Source organism: Paenibacillus sp. ALE2, assembly GCF_054113385.1.
Window position 1 is genome coordinate 2,530,203 of the sequence record NZ_CM134213.1, and the last position, 19,518, is coordinate 2,549,720.

15 protein-coding genes are annotated in these 19,518 nt (G+C 46.7%); all 15 read left to right on the forward strand.

All coding sequences use genetic code 11. The features are described from left to right. The first annotated feature begins 179 nt into the window (after nucleotides 1-179). The 15 genes from ACXHJ1_RS10870 (at nucleotide 180) to cyoD (ending at nucleotide 19,508) form a co-directional block, all read left to right on the forward strand. Complete coding sequence (locus ACXHJ1_RS10870) at nucleotides 180-1,586, forward strand: cytochrome ubiquinol oxidase subunit I (protein WP_016820337.1); 1,407 nt, start codon at nucleotides 180-182, stop codon at nucleotides 1,584-1,586. Next, nucleotides 1,573-2,586 carry a cytochrome d ubiquinol oxidase subunit II gene (gene cydB, locus ACXHJ1_RS10875; RefSeq protein ID WP_016820336.1) on the forward strand — a complete coding sequence of 338 codons (1,014 nt, stop codon included), beginning with the start codon at nucleotides 1,573-1,575 and terminating at the stop codon, nucleotides 2,584-2,586. The genes ACXHJ1_RS10870 and cydB overlap by 14 nt, the downstream gene beginning before the upstream one ends. Then, the gene (gene cydD / locus ACXHJ1_RS10880; protein ID WP_457906056.1) at nucleotides 2,586-4,346 is read left to right on the forward strand and encodes a thiol reductant ABC exporter subunit CydD; all 1,761 of its coding nucleotides are present in this window, start codon (nucleotides 2,586-2,588) and stop codon (nucleotides 4,344-4,346) included. The genes cydB and cydD overlap by 1 nt, the downstream gene beginning before the upstream one ends. Then, the gene (cydC, locus tag ACXHJ1_RS10885) at nucleotides 4,327-6,129 is read left to right on the forward strand and encodes a thiol reductant ABC exporter subunit CydC (RefSeq protein WP_457906057.1); all 1,803 of its coding nucleotides are present in this window, start codon (nucleotides 4,327-4,329) and stop codon (nucleotides 6,127-6,129) included. Before cydD ends, cydC begins: the two co-directional genes overlap by 20 nt. Nucleotides 6,130-6,270: 141 nt before the next feature. Beyond that, the gene (locus ACXHJ1_RS10890; protein ID WP_017425537.1) at nucleotides 6,271-6,687 is read left to right on the forward strand and encodes a cupredoxin domain-containing protein; all 417 of its coding nucleotides are present in this window, start codon (nucleotides 6,271-6,273) and stop codon (nucleotides 6,685-6,687) included. Between the two features lie 460 nt (nucleotides 6,688-7,147). After that, on the forward strand, nucleotides 7,148-8,161 hold the full coding sequence (locus ACXHJ1_RS10895) for an ABC transporter permease (RefSeq protein ID WP_107734540.1): 1,014 nt from the start codon (nucleotides 7,148-7,150) through the stop codon (nucleotides 8,159-8,161). 15 nt (nucleotides 8,162-8,176) lie between these two features. Continuing rightward, nucleotides 8,177-9,079, forward strand: coding sequence for a carbohydrate ABC transporter permease (locus tag ACXHJ1_RS10900; protein WP_016820331.1), 903 nt, complete (start codon nucleotides 8,177-8,179; stop codon nucleotides 9,077-9,079). Between the two features lie 62 nt (nucleotides 9,080-9,141). Further along, nucleotides 9,142-10,836, forward strand: coding sequence for an ABC transporter substrate-binding protein (locus ACXHJ1_RS10905; RefSeq protein WP_031462250.1), 1,695 nt, complete (start codon nucleotides 9,142-9,144; stop codon nucleotides 10,834-10,836). A 106-nt stretch (nucleotides 10,837-10,942) separates the two neighbouring features. Then, complete coding sequence (locus ACXHJ1_RS10910; protein ID WP_107734567.1) at nucleotides 10,943-13,414, forward strand: glycoside hydrolase family 95 protein; 2,472 nt, start codon at nucleotides 10,943-10,945, stop codon at nucleotides 13,412-13,414. Then, on the forward strand, nucleotides 13,411-14,757 hold the full coding sequence (locus ACXHJ1_RS10915) for a GH1 family beta-glucosidase (protein WP_457906058.1): 1,347 nt from the start codon (nucleotides 13,411-13,413) through the stop codon (nucleotides 14,755-14,757). Before ACXHJ1_RS10910 ends, ACXHJ1_RS10915 begins: the two co-directional genes overlap by 4 nt. A gap of 219 nt (nucleotides 14,758-14,976) precedes the next feature. After that, on the forward strand, nucleotides 14,977-15,225 hold the full coding sequence (locus ACXHJ1_RS10920; RefSeq protein WP_016820327.1) for a hypothetical protein: 249 nt from the start codon (nucleotides 14,977-14,979) through the stop codon (nucleotides 15,223-15,225). A 352-nt stretch (nucleotides 15,226-15,577) separates the two neighbouring features. Further along, entirely contained in the window at nucleotides 15,578-16,561 is a 984-nt protein-coding gene (cyoA, locus tag ACXHJ1_RS10925) for a ubiquinol oxidase subunit II (RefSeq protein WP_016820326.1), read from the forward strand. 26 nt (nucleotides 16,562-16,587) lie between these two features. After that, nucleotides 16,588-18,564 carry a cbb3-type cytochrome c oxidase subunit I gene (locus ACXHJ1_RS10930; RefSeq protein WP_013373105.1) on the forward strand — a complete coding sequence of 659 codons (1,977 nt, stop codon included), beginning with the start codon at nucleotides 16,588-16,590 and terminating at the stop codon, nucleotides 18,562-18,564. Beyond that, entirely contained in the window at nucleotides 18,564-19,172 is a 609-nt protein-coding gene (gene cyoC, locus ACXHJ1_RS10935; protein WP_016820325.1) for a cytochrome o ubiquinol oxidase subunit III, read from the forward strand. Before ACXHJ1_RS10930 ends, cyoC begins: the two co-directional genes overlap by 1 nt. Continuing rightward, nucleotides 19,173-19,508: a cytochrome o ubiquinol oxidase subunit IV gene (gene cyoD / locus ACXHJ1_RS10940; protein WP_016820324.1), complete on the forward strand. Its 336-nt coding sequence runs from the start codon at nucleotides 19,173-19,175 to the stop codon at nucleotides 19,506-19,508. Nucleotides 19,509-19,518: the final 10 nt, after the last annotated feature.

Genomic DNA, 19,518 nt, shown 5'->3' on the forward strand with positions numbered 1-19,518 from the left:
TAATGGGGATAATCTGAAGCCCGGTTATGGCAACCATGGGGAAATTAGCTGAGTGAGTCATTTCCTAAAAAAGTGACAGTTTCATATGTAAAAATGTGAATACAATCACAAATATAAAAGACTTCAGATTCACAAACATTAAATCATTGTTAAGGGAAGTACAGGGGAGGAGCAGCATCATGGACGTATTGGATTTGGCACGGTTGCAGTTTGCAACCACTACGATTCTTCATTTTGTTTATGTGCCAATCTCCATTGGATTGTCATTGTTGGTGGCAATTATGGAGACTATGTATGTTATCAAGAAAAAAGACTTGTACAAAAAAATGGCTCAATTCTGGGGAACGTTTCTGCTGATTAACTTTGCGCTGGGCGTAGTTACCGGAATTTTGCAGGAGTTCCAGTTCGGAATGAATTGGTCGGACTTTTCCCGTTTTGTCGGTGATGTATTTGGTACACCGCTAGCGATTGAAGCATTGCTTGCATTTTTTCTGGAATCAACCTTTATCGGCCTATGGGTATTCGGCTGGGAAAGACTATCCAAAACTGTCCATTTAGTGTGCATGTGGCTAGTAGCGATTGGTACGATGCTCTCGGCTTTGTGGATTTTGGCTGCTAATTCATTCATGCAACGTCCCGTAGGATATGGGGTTGTAAATGGCCGTGCAGAAATGCAAGATTTTGCTGCTTTGTTAACGAACGAGCAGCTTTTGTGGGAGTATCCTCACACCATCTTTGCTGCTATTGCAACTGGAGCTTTCCTCGTAGCAGGGATTAGTGCTTGGAAGCTGATGCATAAAAAGAATATGGACTTCTTTAAACCTTCTTTTAAATTGAGCATTATTGTTGCATTAATCTGTGCCATTGCTATTCCTTTGTTTGGTCATGGACAGGCTCAATATTTGATCAAAACACAGCCCATGAAGATGGCAGCCAGTGAAGCTCTGTGGGGAGACAGTGGCGATCCAGCGCCTTGGACGGTTATTGCCAATATTGATCCTGATAAGCAGGAAAATACCTTTGAGATTAAGGTTCCGTTTGCACTGAGCTTTCTGTCGTATAGCAAGTTTTCCGGCTCTGTGCCTGGTATGAAGGAGCTTCAAGCACAATATGAAAAGACCTACGGTCCGGGTGATTATATTCCGCCTGTCCGTACGACCTTCTGGAGCTTCCGCATTATGATTGCGGCAGGCTGTGCCATGATTGCACTTGCCCTGTACGGAGCTTATCTGAGTTTTCGACAAAAATTGGAGGGCTCCCATCGTTGGTTCTTCCGTCTTATGCTGTGGGGGATATCGCTCCCATTCATTGGCAATACTGCGGGCTGGATCATGACAGAAATGGGACGTCAGCCTTGGACTGTGTTTGGCTTGCTGCAAACGAAAGATTCTGTTTCACCTACCGTTGTAGCAGGAGAAGTGTTGTTCTCACTGATTGCATTTACGACGTTGTATCTCATTTTAACGGGTGTATTGGCATTCCTGTTTGCTCGTACCGCTCGTAAAGGCCCAGATATGGAGCCGCATCAGCATACAGTAATTCATGATCCATTTGCTCAAGGGGGTGACAGCATTGTCGTTAAATGATTTATGGTTCTTATTGATCGCTGTGCTGTTTACTGGCTTCTTTTTTCTAGAGGGCTTTGATTTTGGCGTAGGAATGGCTACAGGATTGGTGCCGCGTAATGATCAACAAAAACGTTTGATGATCAATACGATTGGTCCATTCTGGGATGCCAACGAAGTGTGGCTGATTACAGCAGCTGGTGCGATGTTTGCCGCTTTTCCGCATTTTTATGCAACGATGTTTAGCGGATATTATCTGGTATTTGTGTTTATTTTGCTAGGTTTGATCTTGCGAGGAGTCTCCTTTGAGTTCCGGGGCAAGGCCGAAGGGAAAGGGTGGACAGGAACGTGGGATGCTTGCATTCTGATTGGCAGCTTCCTGCCGCCGATGCTGTTTGGCATGGCCTTTGCGGCTTTGGTGAAGGGTGTACCTATTCAGCAAAACATGGATCTGAAAGCCGGTTTTTTGGATGTGTTCAATGGATACACCGTATGGATTGGACTGACCGTGGTCGGAATGTGCCTTATGCACGGGCTGACGTTCATTTCGCTGCGGACGATTGGTGAAGTAAGGGATCGTGCTCGTGTGATCGCATCCAAATTTCTTCCGGTGCTGGGGATTTTGCTTGCTGGTATGGTGGTATGGACTTATTTTGCAACGGATTTATTTGCACGTCGCGGTCCCTTTATGTATGTTGCGGTTGCAGTGGGGATGGTTGCCTATGTGCTAACATGGTATTTCCTGAAGCAGCGCCGTGAAGGATGGGCTTTCGGGATGACTGGTGTCATCATTTTGCTAAGCTTCGTCTCGTTATTCGTTGGCTTGTTCCCAAGATTTATGGTGAGCTCGATCAACAGTGCTTTTGATTTGACGATATATAATGCAAGCTCCAGTCATTACACACTGAAAGCCATGACGATTGTTGCAGCAACGCTTTTACCCTTTGTGTTGGCTTATCAGGCGTGGAGCTATTTTGTTTTCCATAAGCGTCTCAGTGAGAAAGATCATCTGGAATACTAATGGATAAAGCCTGGTTTGAATTAAAGGGCATTCGGCCAGTAATGCTGCTGCTGGCCGCCCTTTCCCTGCTCCAGGGAGCAGCGGTAATTGCACAAGCCATCTTTTTGGCAAAGGCTGTTACGATTTTATTTAAACAAAATCCGCTAGTAATGGCTTGGCCGTCACTGGCGTTGTTTTTCGCGGCTTTTGCAGTGAGACATACGACGATCTGGCTGCAACGCCGGACAGCCGGTCGTTTTGCCGAAGCAGCAGGCGCTTCCTTACGGGAGCGTCTGCTTGCGCGTTTGTTTGAGCGAGGCCCGGGTTTTGCTGCGCGGGAAGGAAGCGGCAAGTTGGTGACGCTAGCGCTGGATGGCGTGGATCGGGTTCGCAATTATTTGGAAATATCCATTCCTCGTATGATAGACATGATGGCTGTAACCTTACTTGTGCTTGTGTATGTTTTCACATTAGATCTGATTTCAGGTGTGATTTTGACGACTACGATGCCGATTCTGGTGGGCTTCTTTATTTTACTCGGCTTGGCGGCGCGAAAGCAGGCAGACAAGCAGTGGCGTTCCTATCGTCTGTTATCACATCATTTTACGGATTCGTTGCGTGGACTACAGACACTAAGGTTTTTGGGACGCAGTCGGGCGCATGGGGAAACCGTAGGGAAGGTCAGCGACCAGTATCGTACAGCCACGATGCGTACGCTGCGGGTAGCGTTTCTTTCTTCATTTGCCCTCGATTTTTTCAGTATGCTGTCGGTCGCTTTTGTAGCGGTAGGCTTGGGTCTGCGTCTGATTAGTGGTTCAGTGGGACTGGAGGCAGCGCTTGCGGTGCTTATTCTGGCACCGGAATATTTTATGCCTATACGCCAGTTGGGATCAGACTATCACGCCTCATTGGATGGTAAAGAGGCTTGGGGAGCGATTCGCTCGATTCTCGGTGCAGAAAAAGAAGTGACGGAGACGAATGCACAGACAGCTCATGATAAAGGATTAGACATCACGGGGCAGGACATCCTTATGCTGTCTGATGTGTGTTTACTGAATGAAGACGGCTCTGCCCGGCTTGAACATGTGTCTGCAAGTGTTGAACCGCACATGAACATGATCGGCATCGTCGGAGCGAGTGGTGCAGGCAAAACGACATTGCTTAGTCTGCTTGGCGGCTTTTCTGACCCGACTTCAGGTGAGGTGATCCTTAATGGATGCCGATTATCTGCGGATACCAAAGCTGAATGGCAGCGGCATATTGCCTATATTCCACAGCATCCTTACCTGTTTAGCGCTACTTTGGCAGATAATATTCGCTTTTATGAGCCGGAAGCATCCAACCAGCAGGTTGAGTGGGCGATTGATGCCGTCGGCCTACGTGAACTGGTGGATGGTCTTCCGGGTGGATTGAATGAGCCTATTGGGGAAGCAGGTCGGACATTGAGCGGAGGACAGGCGCAGCGGATTGCCTTGGCGCGCGCTTTGCTCAGTGACCGTCCGGTTATTTTATTGGATGAGCCTACGGCACATTTGGATATTGAGACAGAATGGGAATTAAAACAGACCATTTTGTCCGTATTTAAACACAAGAGGATGTTTCTTGCCACCCATCGACTGCATTGGATGCCGGATATGGACTGTGTCTGGATGATGAATCAAGGTCGTCTGGAAGAGGTAGGTTCCCATCAGCAACTGGTTGCCCAGAAGGGAGAATATTACAGATTGCTGACGGGAATGTCGGAAGGAGGGGGCGGGCGATATGAGAGCAACGGACAATAGTAGCCAAGGCTGGTTTTTGCTTTATCTAAAACAATACTTTTGGGCCTTTCTGGCAGCTGCTCTTTTGGGCGCGCTGTCCATTGGATGTGCAGGCGCGCTGCTCTTTACGTCCGGTCATCTGATTACTCGTTCGGCCTTAAAGCCTGAAAATATATTAATGGTGTATGTGCCCATTGTGCTTGTGCGAACGTTTGGTTTTAGTAAAGCCGTTATTCAGTATCTGGAACGCTTGGTAGGTCATGATGCTGCGCTGCGGCTTGTGTCTCGTATGCGGGTACGCTTGTATCGGGCAGTAGAACCGCAGGCGCTGATGATTCGCAGCAAATTTCGTACAGGGGATCTATTGGGATTGCTGGCAGAGGATATTGAGCAGCTTCAAAATATCTATCTGAAGCTGGTTCTGCCTGCGTTATCGGCTTTGCTGATATATGCAACAGGCATCTTGGCGCTTGGCTGGATGGATGGAACATTTGCCTTGCTGATGGCGCTATATGGGGGATTTTTGCTTTTTATCGCCCCAGCTATCTCACTTTGGACCTCACTCGCCAAACGGCGTACGTTCAAGCAGGAACGGAGTAAATCTTATCAGGAACTGACGGATGCTTTGTTCGGCATGAGTGATCTGGTGCTGAGCGGACGAACTGGGCATTTCCTTAGCACCTTTACACAACGGCACAAGAGGGCTGCCATGGTGGAAAATTCACTTCGCCGGAACGAGTGGCGTTTTCATTGGATCGCACAATGCTTTGTAGGTGGAGGAATTGTAATTATGACTGTGTGGGCCGGAGGACTGGTAGCACAGGGTCGCATTGAAGCGACATGGCTGGCATCCTTTGCGCTAGTAACTTTTCCGTTGCTGGATGCTTTCGTTCGCGCTGGGGAAGCGGTGGTTTATGCGCCGGAGTATCAGGATTCACTCCGACGGCTAAAGGATTCCGAGAAAGGTACATTTGCACTTGCAGCACGATCAGATGCAGGACAACCAGCAGCAGACGATGTAGCAGATACTAAAAAGGAACAGGCTACCGCTCAGCGATTAAGCCACGGGGGAGACCTTCTGCTGAACAACGTAAGCTACCGCTATGCGGCAACGCAGGAATGGAGTGTGCGTAATATCTCCCTACACGTACCACAGGGGGGCAAGGTTGCATTGCTTGGCCGCAGTGGTGCGGGTAAGTCTACGCTGCTGAATCTGATTCAAGGAGCATTGCAGCCTGATGAAGGCAGCGTCACTGTCGCAGGAGTGCCTGTATTTACAGGTGGAGCATACTCCAGTCTATTTGCGGTGCTAAACCAGCAACCTTATTTGTTCGATACAACGGTAGCGAACAATATTCGATTGGGACGACCTGACGCAACGCTGGATGAGGTTCGTGCAGTGACGGAGCAGGTAGGGCTTGGAACCCTGATTGATTCTTTACCAGAGGGTTACGATACAAGAATGCAGGAGACGGGTCTTCGCTTTTCCGGTGGAGAAAGACAGCGCATTGCACTGGCGCGGATTTTGTTGCAAAATCACCCAATTGTTTTGCTGGATGAGCCGACCGTGGGGCTTGATCCGCTGACGGAGCATGAACTTATGCAGACAATGTTTCGCGTGCTGGAAGGCAAAACATTGATCTGGATCACTCATCATCTCACAGGAATGAAGCATATGGATGAGGTGATCTTTATGGAGCAAGGCACCATCTCCATGCGAGGCAGTCATGATGAGCTGTGGTGTGATCATACCCGATACCGTAATCTGTATAAGCTGGATCATCCCGGTCTGGAAAAACAGTAATGATCACCGTGTCGGATAATATGATTCATCTGCTGTAAGCTTTGAAACAAGGTATTTAAAATTTCGATTAACTTTTATATACTGGTTAGAGTTGATACGTCACATGCTCATTAGACATTCAACTGGAGGGGGCTGAAAGAAATGAAAACACTCATCTCTAAACATTGGCATTGGATGCTGATTGGTTTTGTAGCCCTGATCATGGGCGGGTTTGTCTTGTTTTATTTTCAAGGTAGCGTGTCGTCGTTTCCGGCCAATCAATCTCAACAAGCTCAGGAAGAGCCAGATAAAACCAAATACGAGATTGTTACAGTGGGTGTAAAAGGGGACGGTTTCTATCCTAAAAATATTGAAGTGAAAGCCGGCGTTCCAACCAAGATCAATTTCAAAAAAATTACATCCTTTACTTGCATCGATGAAGTACAGTCGTTGAAGATCGGAATGGACGTTTACCTGGATCACGAAAATAATTATTTTACCGTCAAGGATTTAAAACCGGGGGTATATGAGTACAATTGCGGTATGTACATGTACTACGGGACGATCACGGTAAAATAAATCAAAAAAGCTTTCTGGCACATGGGGACTGACCCCATGGATGCTAGAAAGCTTTTTTCTTCCAACTAGGTGAATTGCGACAGTAAGTATATATACCATCACCCACCTGTGGTGCAATAAGCATTATCCTTTACCTCTGATCAGCTTACATTGCTGATCTTTTGTTTTTTACAAGACTTCTCTCAGAGAATTTACATGAAAACGGAGCAGGCGGAATGGTGCTGGACAAGCGATAGCGGTCGCCTTTGTCCCTGAATTTCTACCTTTGTCTGCTTATTCAAGAAATCCGGGGACAACAGCGATGGGAAGCACCATCCGCATGTGTAGTGGCACGAATGTAAATCTTAATCCACTCCCCATATATCTAATTTTGAACTGATTTTTCTCCTAATTCGTCGGGTACCCGCTTTTGAGCCAGCAAAGTATGATAATAGTATCTAGAGATGAGGAGGAGCTTGTTATGGGATCTTCAACTGAAACCGCTTCCAACGCTGATGCTGTGATTCCTGAATCCAATCGGGGAAGACCACGTAAGGCTCGCGGATCGAAGCCCGAACGCGGTGAAAAAGGCCTGTGGAACAGTGTGAAACAGCAAAAGTACCTTTATTTTATGTCCATTCCTTTCGTCATATGGGTGTTTGTTTTCAGTTATTTTCCACTATGGGGATGGACAATGGCGTTTCAAAAATATAAGCCAGCCAAATCGTTTTGGGATCAAAAGTGGGTAGGGTTAGACAACTTTATTGAGCTTTTTCAGGATGAACGTTTTTATCTGGTATTACGAAATACGCTGACAATGAGCCTGATGGGTATTGTTTTTGGTTTTGTTGTACCGATCTTTTTTGCAATTCTGCTAAATGAGTTGCGTGGTATGCTGTTCAAGCGAGTTGTGCAGACAGTATCCTACCTCCCGCATTTTGTATCCTGGGTAGTTGTGGCCGGATTGGTGACGAAAATGCTGTCCATTGACGGTGGAATTGTTAACGATATTTTGGTAGCGCTTCATATTGTGGATGAACCGATTCAGTTTATGGCTAAGGGGAGTTGGTTTTGGTACATTGTAACCGCTTCCGACATATGGAAAGAGACAGGTTGGAATACGATTATTTATTTAGCTGCCATCACCGGAATTGACCAGGAACAATATGAAGCTTCACGTGTGGATGGGGCCAGCCGCTGGAGACAGATGTGGCATATTACATTGCCAGGTATCCGCTCGACCATCGCCATTCTGTTTATTATGGCGATTGGACATCTGGTCAGCAATGGTTTTGAAAAGCAGTTCTTACTTGGCAACAGTCTCGTAACGGATTATTCGGAAGTGCTGGATTTGTATGCACTGAATTACGGGATTAATCTGGGCCGCTTCTCTTACGGGACGGCAATAGGCATTTTCAACTCACTGGTTAGCATTCTGTTGTTGTTTACGGCGAACGGTATATTCAAAAAACTGACCAAAGAAAGCATCATGTAGGGAGGGAGAAGCGAAATGACGAATAAGGCATTTAATGCTACACGGTCAGAAAAGCTGTTTGACCTGTTCAACTATATCCTCATGGCTCTGATCGTGGTGTTGACGCTGTACCCGTTTCTGAACGTACTAGCGATTTCCCTGAACAATTCGACGGACACGGTTCGTGGCGGTATTTATATATGGCCTCGTCAGTTTACACTCGAAAATTACAAAACGATTTTCCAGTACGATGGCCTGCTTCGGGGTCTGCAGGTATCGATTTTACGTACAGTAGTTGGAACGGTGCTGGGACTCATCTGTGCTTCTATGCTTGCATTTACGCTGAGTCGGGTCGATTTCCGCGCGCGCAAGTTCATATCCACGTTTCTGGCGTTGACGATGTATTTTTCCGGCGGAATGGTGCCTGTGTTTATTTTGATGCGTGATTTACATTTGCTGGGCACGTTCTGGGTGTATATTTTTCCGGGGCTGATCAGCGCGTTTAATGTTTTTGTCATTCGTTCCTTTATGGATGGTTTGCCGTATGCGCTACAAGAGTCTGCCAAGCTGGATGGAGCCAATGACTTTACGATATATTGGAAGATTATTTTACCGCTGTGCAAGCCTGTACTGGCGACAATTGCCCTTTTTTTAGCGGTAAATCAATGGAACGCATGGTTTGATACGTACTTGTACAATGGAACCGCCGCGCAGTGGACAACGCTGCAATTTGAGCTGATGAAGATACTGCAAAGTACGCAGCAAGGCGGCGCCAATATGGCGAATAGCAACGATATGGCTAAGCAAATGGCTCAGATTTCGCCAGAGTCGATTAAAATGGCAATCACGATTACCGTCACGCTTCCGATTTTGCTCGTATATCCATTCCTACAAAAATATTTTGTAGGCGGTATGACACTGGGAGCTGTTAAATCATAACAATCCAATCGTAGCAGTCAATCCACAACGATAAAATCCTAGAAATGCAGGAGGTTTTGAACATGAAAAAACACTGGTCCAGATTTGCACTAATTCCCTTGCTCGCCGTATCGCTTGCCGCACTTGCAGGTTGCGGTGGAAGCGATAAAACAGCGAAAGAAGGCTCATCCAGCGGCACAGACCCAATTACGTTTAGCTTCTTCGGAGCAGATACAAGCCCGCAATGGAATGGAATGAAAGATGAAATAGGCAAGGAAATCACCAAGAAAACAGGTGTAACCTTGAATGCGGAATTTGATGTCAGCGGCGGAGGTGGGGATGACCGGATTGCTTTGATGGCAGCAAGTGGGGAATACCCAGACCTGGTCTCTCCTAAAGCAAATATTAGCAAGCTTGTGGATGCGGGGGCTATGATTGATCTGACCGATCTGATCAACGATCACGCACCCAATCTCAAAAAGCTATACGGCCCCTATATGGATCGGCTGAAATACAGCAATAAGGATCAAGCCATCTATGTTATTCCTACGTATGCAGGGGTGGGACAGGAGAGTTTTGACGCGACGGGGGGATTTGAAATTCAGCATAAGGTGCTCAAGGAACTGGGATATCCCAAGGTAAGAACATTGCAGGATTTTGAAAACGTGCTCAAAACCTATGTAGCCAAACATCCGACGATTAATGGCAAAAAAACGATCCCTCTCACGCTGGATGCAGACGACTGGAGAATTATGATTACCGTAACGAACCCTGCTTTCCAGACAACTGGGGCGCCGGATGATGGTGAATATTTTATTGATCCCAAAACTTTTGAAGCCAAGCTTCATTACAAACGTCCGGAAGAAAAAGAATATTTCCGTTGGTTAAACCACATGTACAATGAAGGGCTGCTCGATAAAGATTCGTTTGTACAAAAAAGTGACCAATACAAATCCAAAATTGCCAGCGGCCGTGTCCTGGGTCTGATCGACCAAGAGTGGGGTTATCAGGATGCCGAAAATGCATTAAAAGCGTCAGGCAAGGCTGATGCCAGCTATGCACATTTTCCAGTTACACTTTCGGAGGAATATAAGGATCGTTCCTTTCAGGATACAGGTTTTGCGTCCGGTTATGGTGTAGGGATTACGGAAAGTTGCAAGGACCCGGTGCGGGCTATTAAATTTCTGGATTATTTAGCTTCCGATGAAGGACAGGTGCTAGTGAACTGGGGGATCGAAGGCAAGCACTATGAAATCAAAGACGGCAAACGCGTCATTCCTGCCGATGTATTGGATCAAAAAACGAACAATACAACCAGCTTCAATAAATCCACTGGAATAGACTTGTACACATTAATGAGCGGACACTATGGGGACGGAGTGAAGGACTCTACGGGTAACTACTACACTGCCAAATTCCCAGAACAAATTATCGCGGCTTATTCGAAGCCGGAGAAAGAATCACTGAAAGCGTATGGCGTAAAAACGTGGAAGGAACTGTTTCCAGGAAAAGAAGAATTTGATGTGAAGCCTTGGGGCGCAGCCTATAACCTGACGACAGACAATGAATCCAACTATAACGTTACATTTAAAAAGACGACAGACATAATCCGCAAACGTATACCGGAAGCCATTTTAACACCAGTTTCCAATTTTGATACGGTATACGACAACATGATTAAAGAACTGGATGCCGCCGGAGCTGTCCAAATGGAACAGCAATACACGCAACTGGTGAAGGACAGAGTGGAGTTATGGAGTGGGAAGGCTGCTAAATAACGAGTCCATATTTTCCAAACTTTGAAATCTCGGAGTGACAGAGCGCATGCGCCATGGGCAATATGGGTTCAGCGCTTTGTCTGACCTTGATGAGGGAGGGTTTGAGTTGACGAAAGGCGAAAGACCACAGTCCCTACGGTTATGGTATCGCCAGCCTGCTGAGGTATGGGAGGAAGCATTGCCAGTCGGCAATGGACGGCTGGGAGCTATGGTATTTGGCGGGATCAGAGAGGAGCATTTGCAATTAAACGAGGATACGCTCTGGTCCGGATTTCCCAGAGATGGCGTTCAGTATGATGCATTGCGATATTTAGAGCCTGCCAGAAAGCTGATTGCAGATGGAAAATACAAGGAAGCAGAGCAACTGATTAATTCGAACATGCTGGGTCGAGATACAGAAGCCTACCAGCCTTTAGGAGATTTGTGGATTACACAGGAGAACCTAGGGGAGATTGCGCATTATGAACGGGAACTGGATATGCAGACCGGAACGGCAGTGGTCACTTTTCAGAGTGATGGAGTCCACTATACTCGCGAAGTTATCGCCAGTGCACCTGATGGAGTCATTATGGTGTCACTGACTGCGAATAAGGTCGGAAAAATCCATGCATCTGTGCGTATGACTACCCCCCATCCTTGTGAGGATGAAGTTGGAGAGGATGCGCTTGGTGATTCCTGCAAAGGAGCCAACGATAACGATCCATCCGAGGAACCGACCAGGGACTTCATTACGTTGACTGGACGAGCGCCCAGTCATGTGGAATCTAATTATCACGGTGATCATCCACAGTCTGTCGTTTACGAAAATGATTTGGGGATGGCTTTTGCAGTTCAGGCGAGGGTTATTCCCGAGGGAGGAACCTTGACGACGAGGGATGACGGAGCGTTAATCATCTCGGACGCGGATAAAATCACGGTGTATTTGGCAGCGGCTACCGGATTTCGGGGATTTCAGGCTATGCCGAATAGTGATGCAACAGAGTCGGCAGAAGCATGCAAAGTCATTCTAGACGGAGCGATTTCGCTAGGAAGTGAGCAGGTGCGGCAACGCCATGAGCAGGATCACCGGAAGCTGTTTGACCGTGTTGCATTAGAACTGGGAAGTGACACGCTAACTGACGAGTTCGTTCTCCCGACGGATCTGCGATTAGAACGCTATCAGAAAGGTCAGGCAGACCGGGGGCTGGAAGTGCTGTTATTCCAATATGGCCGTTATTTGCTAATGGGCAGTTCACGTCCGGGCAGTCAGCCCGCCAATCTTCAGGGCATCTGGAATGACCGGGTACAGCCGCCGTGGAACAGTAACTATACAACCAATATTAATACACAGATGAACTATTGGCCCGCAGAGGTGTGTAATCTTGCCGAGTGCCATGAGCCATTGCTGCACATGATTGGAGAAGTCGGTCGTACGGGACGCAGGGTCGCTTCCATCAATTATGGGGCTCAAGGATGGACAGCTCACCACAATATTGATGTGTGGCGAAACGCCGGACCGTCAGGTGGCCATGCCAGTTGGGCATTTTGGCCGCTTGGGGGTGTATGGCTAACCGCTCACCTATGGGAGCGTTATCTGTTCACCTTGGATACAACCTATTTGGCAGAACAGGCTTATCCGCTTATGAAGGGGGCGGCGGCCTTTTGCTTAGACTGGCTTGTGGAGGGCCCGGATGGTCGGCTTGTAACGTCCCCCTCCACTTCGCCTGAAAATAAATTCATCACGCCCGAAGGCGAGGATTGCAGCATATCCATGGGCTCTACGATGGACATGACGCTGATTCGGGAGCTATTGAGCAACTGTATTCAGGCCGCGGAACTGTTGGAGTTAGACGATGAGTTCCGTAGACGCTGCGAAGAGACACGGGAACGATTAATACCCTATCAAATCGGCCGTCACGGTCAGTTACAGGAATGGATGGTCGATTTTGAGGAAGCGGAGCCTGGGCATCGACATGTTTCGCATCTTTTCGGGCTTTACCCCGGCCGACAGATCCATATCCGCTATACTCCAGAGCTGGCTGAGGCGGCTCGCATATCGCTACGCCGCCGGCTCGATCATGGTGGCGGTCATACCGGGTGGAGCTGTGCCTGGTTGATTAACCTGTACGCCCGGCTGGAAGATGGCGACACTGCGCATCGGTATGTTCGCACGTTGCTGTCGCGGTCGATCTACCCTAATTTATTCGACGCTCACCCGCCTTTTCAGATCGACGGTAACTTTGGTGCGACGGCAGGCATCGCAGAAATGCTGCTGCAAAGCCGCCCGGGCGAGCTGACGCTATTGCCTGCCCTGCCATCGGCATGGCCGGAGGGACGGGTCAGCGGCTTGAAAGGGCGTGGCGGAATTACGGTCAGCATGGAATGGTCCGGTTCGCGGCTCGTCCGTGCGGAGCTTACCACATCGGTCCAGACGGGAAGCTGTACGATTCGCAGTGCACATCCGTTTAGCGTTGATGATCGTCGGGCTCAGCCTGATCCCAAGCACGGAGGATTTATTTTGTCATGGACTTTTACCAAAAAGCAGGAAACAACGAATGAATATACGATTATAATTGAGGGAGAGGAAGAGACACAATGACTATTTTTCAATTTCCGCAGGACTTTATGTGGGGTACCGCAACGGCCGCCTACCAAATCGAGGGGGCTTACCAGGAGGATGGAAGAGGGTTGTCGATCTGGGATACCTTTGCCCATACGCCTGGCAAAGTGTTCAACGGTGATAACGGCAATGTAGCTTGTGACAGCTATCATCGTTACGAAGAAGATATCCGTCTCATGAAGGAACTGGGCATTCGTACATATCGTTTCTCGGTGTCCTGGTCACGTATATTCCCTAATGGTGATGGTGAAGTCAATCAAGAGGGATTGGACTATTATCATCGTGTAGTTGATTTGTTGAATGACAACGGAATTGAACCGTTTTGTACACTGTATCACTGGGACCTGCCTCAGGCGCTACAGGATGCCGGAGGGTGGGGAAATCGTTGCACAATTCAGGCATTTGTCCAGTTTGCGGAAACGATGTTCCGTGAGTTTCACGGTAAAATACAGCATTGGCTGACATTCAATGAACCGTGGTGTATCGCCTTTTTATCCAATATGCTGGGAGTTCATGCCCCGGGTCTGACGAATCTTCAGACTGCGATTGATGTAGGACATCATCTGCTGGTTGCACATGGTTTATCTGTACGCCGATTCCGCGAGCTTGGCACCAGCGGCCAGATCGGTATCGCTCCCAATGTCTCCTGGGCTGTTCCTTACAGCACTTCTGAGGAAGATAAAGCGGCTTGTGCACGCACGATTTCCCTGCACAGTGACTGGTTTCTCCAGCCTATTTATCAAGGCTCGTATCCTCAGTTTTTGGTAGACTGGTTTGCGGAGCAGGGAGCTACCGTACCTATACAAGATGGAGATATGGACATTATCGGTGAGCCAATTGATATGATTGGTATCAATTATTATAGTATGTCGGTTAATCGATTTAATCCGGAGGCGGGATTTCTTCAATCTGAAGAAATCAATATGGGACTACCTGTAACAGATATCGGCTGGCCGGTGGAGTCACGTGGGCTGTATGAGGTACTACATTATTTGCAAAAATACGGTAACATCGATATTTACATCACAGAGAACGGGGCTTGTATCAATGATGAGGTCGTAAACGGAAAGGTGCAAGATGATCGTCGAATTTCCTACATGCAGCAGCATTTGGTGCAGGTGCACCGGGCAATTCATGATGGTCTTCATGTTAAAGGCTATATGGCATGGTCACTTTTGGACAATTTTGAGTGGGCAGAGGGGTATAATATGAGATTTGGCATGATTCATGTCGATTTTCGCACACAGGTCCGCACCCCCAAGGAAAGTTACTATTGGTATCGAAATGTAGTAAGTAATAACTGGTTGGAGACTAGACGCTAAACAAAGAGAAATGATCTGAATATAAAGCAAATTTAGGTCTGCCTCCGCTCCCGTTTGTTTAAATAGGAGGTCCTCTGGGGTAATAATAGCCAAGATGAATTACAGATGGTTCTAGTATATAGAGACCGGCAGGAATAAAAAAATAAAAAATGTGCATACTGAAAAAAATACCTGACGAGGGCACTTTTTAACCATTTTAAACTAGAGGGAGTGGAGGGTATGGCTTCGAATTTTAGAAAATCAGGATCAAGGGATAACCAAATGAGCCGCACGGTATCTGTTATTTCTTTGATCGCTTGCATTGTAGGTATTATTCTTATTTTGCTTGATATAGGGAATTTAACCGATCGTAATATCTATCTAATGACAGGCATTGGCGCCTTTGCTGCCGGAATTTTCATTTTTCTAATCGGGAAATCATTTGTCATTGCCCGCAAGAAGGAAGACCAAGAGAACGGACATCGTTAATACAATTGAAAAGATGATGTAAAACTGATAACGAAAACAACAGCGCGGGGCTTCGAGCAGTGTAGGATGATAACTGTAAGGAGTCCCGATTTTTGCTTTAGTATAGCTTTTTTAAGATACTTCAAGATGCATAATTAACGTTTTTATATGTCATTTTTGAATTAAAAAGAAATTTTGAATTTGCAAGAGAAATTTTATTTTTAGAGAGGTTTTTCACAAAAAACGGACAAATAATCGACAATTCTGTTAACAATAAAAAAAGTGGCCGCTTTTCTGCTATCTTATATAAGGGCAACATTACAGGAGTTCGTTAGTTTTGAGTAATTTACTATTTTAAGGAGAGGGGAACAACATGAACAAAAAACCAAAAGCGATTATTGCGTTGGTTTTGACCGTGCTCACGGTAGCATTGCTCATCTGGACGTGTTTTTATGCTGGCGGAAAATACGTTGTTTTCGATCCGAAAGGACCAATTGGGCAAGCACAAAAAGAGCTGATCATTCTTACAACTGCATTGTCTGCGCTTATAATTGTACCGGTTATGATTTTGACCTTCTTCATCGTTTGGCGGTATCGCGATACCCCAACAAACAAGGTGAAGTATCAACCCCATTGGGATGACAGCAAAAAGCTGGAAACCACATGGTGGGCTATTCCGATTATCGTTATCTGTATTATTGCGGTCATCACTGCGAGATATACCTACATGCTGGAGCCTTCCAAGCCGATTGCAAGCACGCAAAAGCCAGTAACGATTCAAGTAACCTCATTGGACTGGAAATGGCTCTTTATGTACCCAGAGGAAGGTATAGCTACAGTTAACCAAGTTCACATTCCCAAAGGTGTTCCAGTCCGTTTTGAACTGACTGCTGACGCTCCGATGAACTCGTTCTGGATTCCGCAATTGGGCGGTCAAATCTACACCATGTCAGGCATGGCCATGAAACTGCATTTGCAGGCCGATCACGAAGGAACTTACTTTGGCTCGGGTGCAAACTTTAGCGGTGAGCATTTTGGACAAATGCGTTTTGATGTAGAAGTCCAGTCGGATGAAGAGTATAAAAACTGGGTCGCTGACATCAAGAAGCAGTCTAAGCCGCTGACGAAAGACGGCTATTTGGCGCTTGCAAAACCAGGTTTGTCCCAGCCTGATGAGTATTCTTCGATTCCAGACGGCTTGTTCAAAGAGATTGTCAACAAGTATGTAGTGGAAGGCTCTTCTAACCCCCATGCTGGACATGGTGAAGCTACATCCACAGAAGATTCATCCAAGACCGGCACAGAAGAGCATGCCGAAATGGATATGAGTCATATGAATATGAGCGGACACAATTAAAATGATTATAGGGAAGGAGGCCCCCAATGCTTGACAAAATAAAAGAGTTTGCATCCACTTTCTTCGTTACTGGAGACCCGATGATCTATGGAGCGGACGTTTCCATCGCACTAGCAACGATCGGGATCGTGTTTGTGCTCACTTATTTCAAAAAATGGGGCTGGCTTTGGAAAAACTGGTTGACTACGGTTGACCATAAAAAAGTCGGTATTATGTATATTCTTGCGGCCATCTTGATGTTATTCCGCGGAGGCGTGGATGCATTATTGATGCGTATTCAACTTGCTACACCTGATGTGACACTCTTACATCCTGAGCATTACAACCAAATTTTTACAACTCACGGCACAATCATGATCTTGTTTATGGCGATGCCGTTGATGTTTGGTTTGTTTAACATCGCCGTACCCCTTCAAATTGGTGCGCGCGACGTTGCGTTTCCTTTCCTGAACGCATTGAGCTTCTGGCTTTTCTTTATGGGTGCGATGTTGTTCAACTTGTCCTTCGTTATTGGCGGTTCGCCAGATGCAGGCTGGTTGAGTTATCCACCGCTCTCAGAACTGCAATTTAGTCCTGGCGTCGGTCAGAACTTCTATATCTGGGGTATTCAGATTTCCGGTATAGGTTCATTGGCTACAGGGATCAACTTTATTGTTACCATCATTAAAATGCGCGCACCTGGTATGACTTGGATGAAAATGCCTGTCTTTACGTGGTCCGTATTTTCATCATGTGTTATTATCATTTTCGCGTTCCCGATTCTGACGGTTACTTTAGCTTTGCTATTCCTTGACCGCTTTGGAGGAGGACACTTCTTTACCCTTGATTTCGGCGGTAACCCGATGATGTATATCAACTTGATCTGGATGTGGGGTCACCCTGAGGTATACATTGTAGTATTGCCAGCCTTCGGTATTTATTCCGAGGTTATCAGCGTATTCTCTAAAAAGAAATTGTTTGGTTACAAATCCATGGTTTACGCCATGTTCATTATTGCGATCCTGTCCTTCTTCACGTGGGCGCATCACTTCTTCACAATGGGATCAGGCGCAGATGTTAATGCATTCTTTGCGATTTCGACGATGGTTATCGCAATACCGACAGGGGTTAAAGTATTTAACTGGCTGTTCACGATGTACCGGGGTAAACTCGAATTTAAAACTCCGATGATGTGGTCTATTGCATTTATTCCGAACTTCCTGATTGCAGGTTTGACGGGCGTCATGTTATCTGTAGCGCCTGCGGACTTCCAGTTCCATAACAGTTACTTCCTGATCGCTCACTTTCACTCTGCTCTGATTGGTGGGGTAGTGTTCGGTTACCTGGCAGGTCTGTACTACTGGTGGCCAAAAATGTTCGGTTTCACATTGCCTGAAACGCCTGGTAAATGGGCTTTCTGGTTCTGGAATATCGGGTTCTATGTATGTTTCATTCCGCAATATTCCCTCGGTCTGATGGGTATGACACGTCGTCTGAGCACTTACGGCTGGGATACTGGCTGGCAGCCGCTTAACATGGTGTCAACCGTTGGGGCATTCCTGATGGGGATTGGTTTCTTGTTCCAGGTTCTTCAAATTCTTCTGGGTATCAAAAATTACCGCAAGCTGAAGGATACAACTGGCGACCCTTGGGGTGGTCACACGTTGGAATGGTCAATTCCTTCACCTGCACCGGAATACAATTTTGCTACCATTCCGCAAGTAGAAGAACGCGATGACTGGTGGGCAGAAAAAGATAAACGTGCAAAAGGTATCTTCAGAAAGCAACCGCCAATTGAAGCGATTCATATGCCGAAAAACTCGGCGATTCCATTCATTATGTCGGTATTCTTTTTCATTGCAGGTTTCGGTTTCGTATTTGGATGGTCGTTCTTCTATATTCCAGGGCTGATCGGCGTAGCAATTTGTATGATTTGCCGTTCGTTCTTCTCTTATGATGGCGACTACTATATCCCTGCGGATGAAGTAAAACGCACGGAAGCGGCAATAAGGGGGTCTGTATAATGGCACAAGCAGCAGCACATCACAGCCATGATCATGACCACGGGCATCACGATCCGCAAGAATTGAAGATGCTTGGTTTTTGGATCTTCCTCGTAACGGACGTAATCCTGTTCAGTACCTTGTTCGCAACCTTCGTTGTCCTTCGGAACAACACAGCCGGAGGACCAGGTGGCGCAGAGCTGTTTAACATGACGGGCGTTATTATTGAAACGTTCCTCTTGCTCACAAGCAGCTTCACAAGTGGTCTGGCTGTGTTGGCTATGAACAAAGGAAGCATGAAGGGATTAATCAACTGGTTAATCGTGACGGCAATCCTGGGTCTTGGTTTTATCGGTTTTGAAGTTTACGAGTTTGTTGAAATCGTACATGAAGGTGCTAATTTTGGAACCAGTGCGTTCTTGTCGGCATTCTTCACCTTGGTCGGAACACACGGACTTCACGTTTCGTTAGGTCTGGTTTGGATGATTGGACTTATGTTCCAGTTGAAAAAACGCGGACTTACTCCAGAGACGAAGGGCAAAGTTTCGGCATTGAGCTTGTACTGGCACTTTTTGGACGCTGTCTGGATCTTCTTGCTGACAGTTGTCTATTTGATGGGGGTGATGTAGATGGCACAGCATCAATCAGGAGCAGGTTCGCATGGTCATGATGATTCTCACGGTTCAGTGAAATCCTATGTTATCGGATTTATTCTGTCCATCGTACTGACCATCATTCCTCTCGGCGTGGTTATGAATCATATGTTGAGCCGCACTTCGACGATGGTTGTTATTTTAGCCGCGGCAGTGCTGCAATTTCTGGTTCAGCTATTCTTCTTCATGCACATTCGTGAAAGCAATGGACCACGTTGGAATGTGATGACTTTAATCTTTGGTATAGTGATCCTGTTGACCGTCGTTGGCGGTTCTGTATGGATTATGGAATACAACATGGTAGCACACTAATAAATAACAC

What these genes read in the sequence shown, in the direction of transcription:
- ACXHJ1_RS10905 (WP_031462250.1), top strand. Translation starts at nt 9,142, where the DNA reads ATGAAAAAACACTGGTCCAGATTTGCACTAATTCCCTTGCTCGCCGTA.
- cyoC (WP_016820325.1), top strand. Translation starts at nt 18,564, where the DNA reads ATGGCACAAGCAGCAGCACATCACAGCCATGATCATGACCACGGGCAT.
- cyoA (WP_016820326.1), top strand. Translation starts at nt 15,578, where the DNA reads ATGAACAAAAAACCAAAAGCGATTATTGCGTTGGTTTTGACCGTGCTC.
- cydC (WP_457906057.1), top strand. Translation starts at nt 4,327, where the DNA reads ATGAGAGCAACGGACAATAGTAGCCAAGGCTGGTTTTTGCTTTATCTA.
- ACXHJ1_RS10895 (WP_107734540.1), top strand. Translation starts at nt 7,148, where the DNA reads ATGGGATCTTCAACTGAAACCGCTTCCAACGCTGATGCTGTGATTCCT.
- ACXHJ1_RS10890 (WP_017425537.1), top strand. Translation starts at nt 6,271, where the DNA reads ATGAAAACACTCATCTCTAAACATTGGCATTGGATGCTGATTGGTTTT.
- ACXHJ1_RS10920 (WP_016820327.1), top strand. Translation starts at nt 14,977, where the DNA reads ATGGCTTCGAATTTTAGAAAATCAGGATCAAGGGATAACCAAATGAGC.
- ACXHJ1_RS10870 (WP_016820337.1), top strand. Translation starts at nt 180, where the DNA reads ATGGACGTATTGGATTTGGCACGGTTGCAGTTTGCAACCACTACGATT.
- ACXHJ1_RS10915 (WP_457906058.1), top strand. Translation starts at nt 13,411, where the DNA reads ATGACTATTTTTCAATTTCCGCAGGACTTTATGTGGGGTACCGCAACG.
- cyoD (WP_016820324.1), top strand. Translation starts at nt 19,173, where the DNA reads ATGGCACAGCATCAATCAGGAGCAGGTTCGCATGGTCATGATGATTCT.
- ACXHJ1_RS10930 (WP_013373105.1), top strand. Translation starts at nt 16,588, where the DNA reads ATGCTTGACAAAATAAAAGAGTTTGCATCCACTTTCTTCGTTACTGGA.
- cydD (WP_457906056.1), top strand. Translation starts at nt 2,586, where the DNA reads ATGGATAAAGCCTGGTTTGAATTAAAGGGCATTCGGCCAGTAATGCTG.
- ACXHJ1_RS10900 (WP_016820331.1), top strand. Translation starts at nt 8,177, where the DNA reads ATGACGAATAAGGCATTTAATGCTACACGGTCAGAAAAGCTGTTTGAC.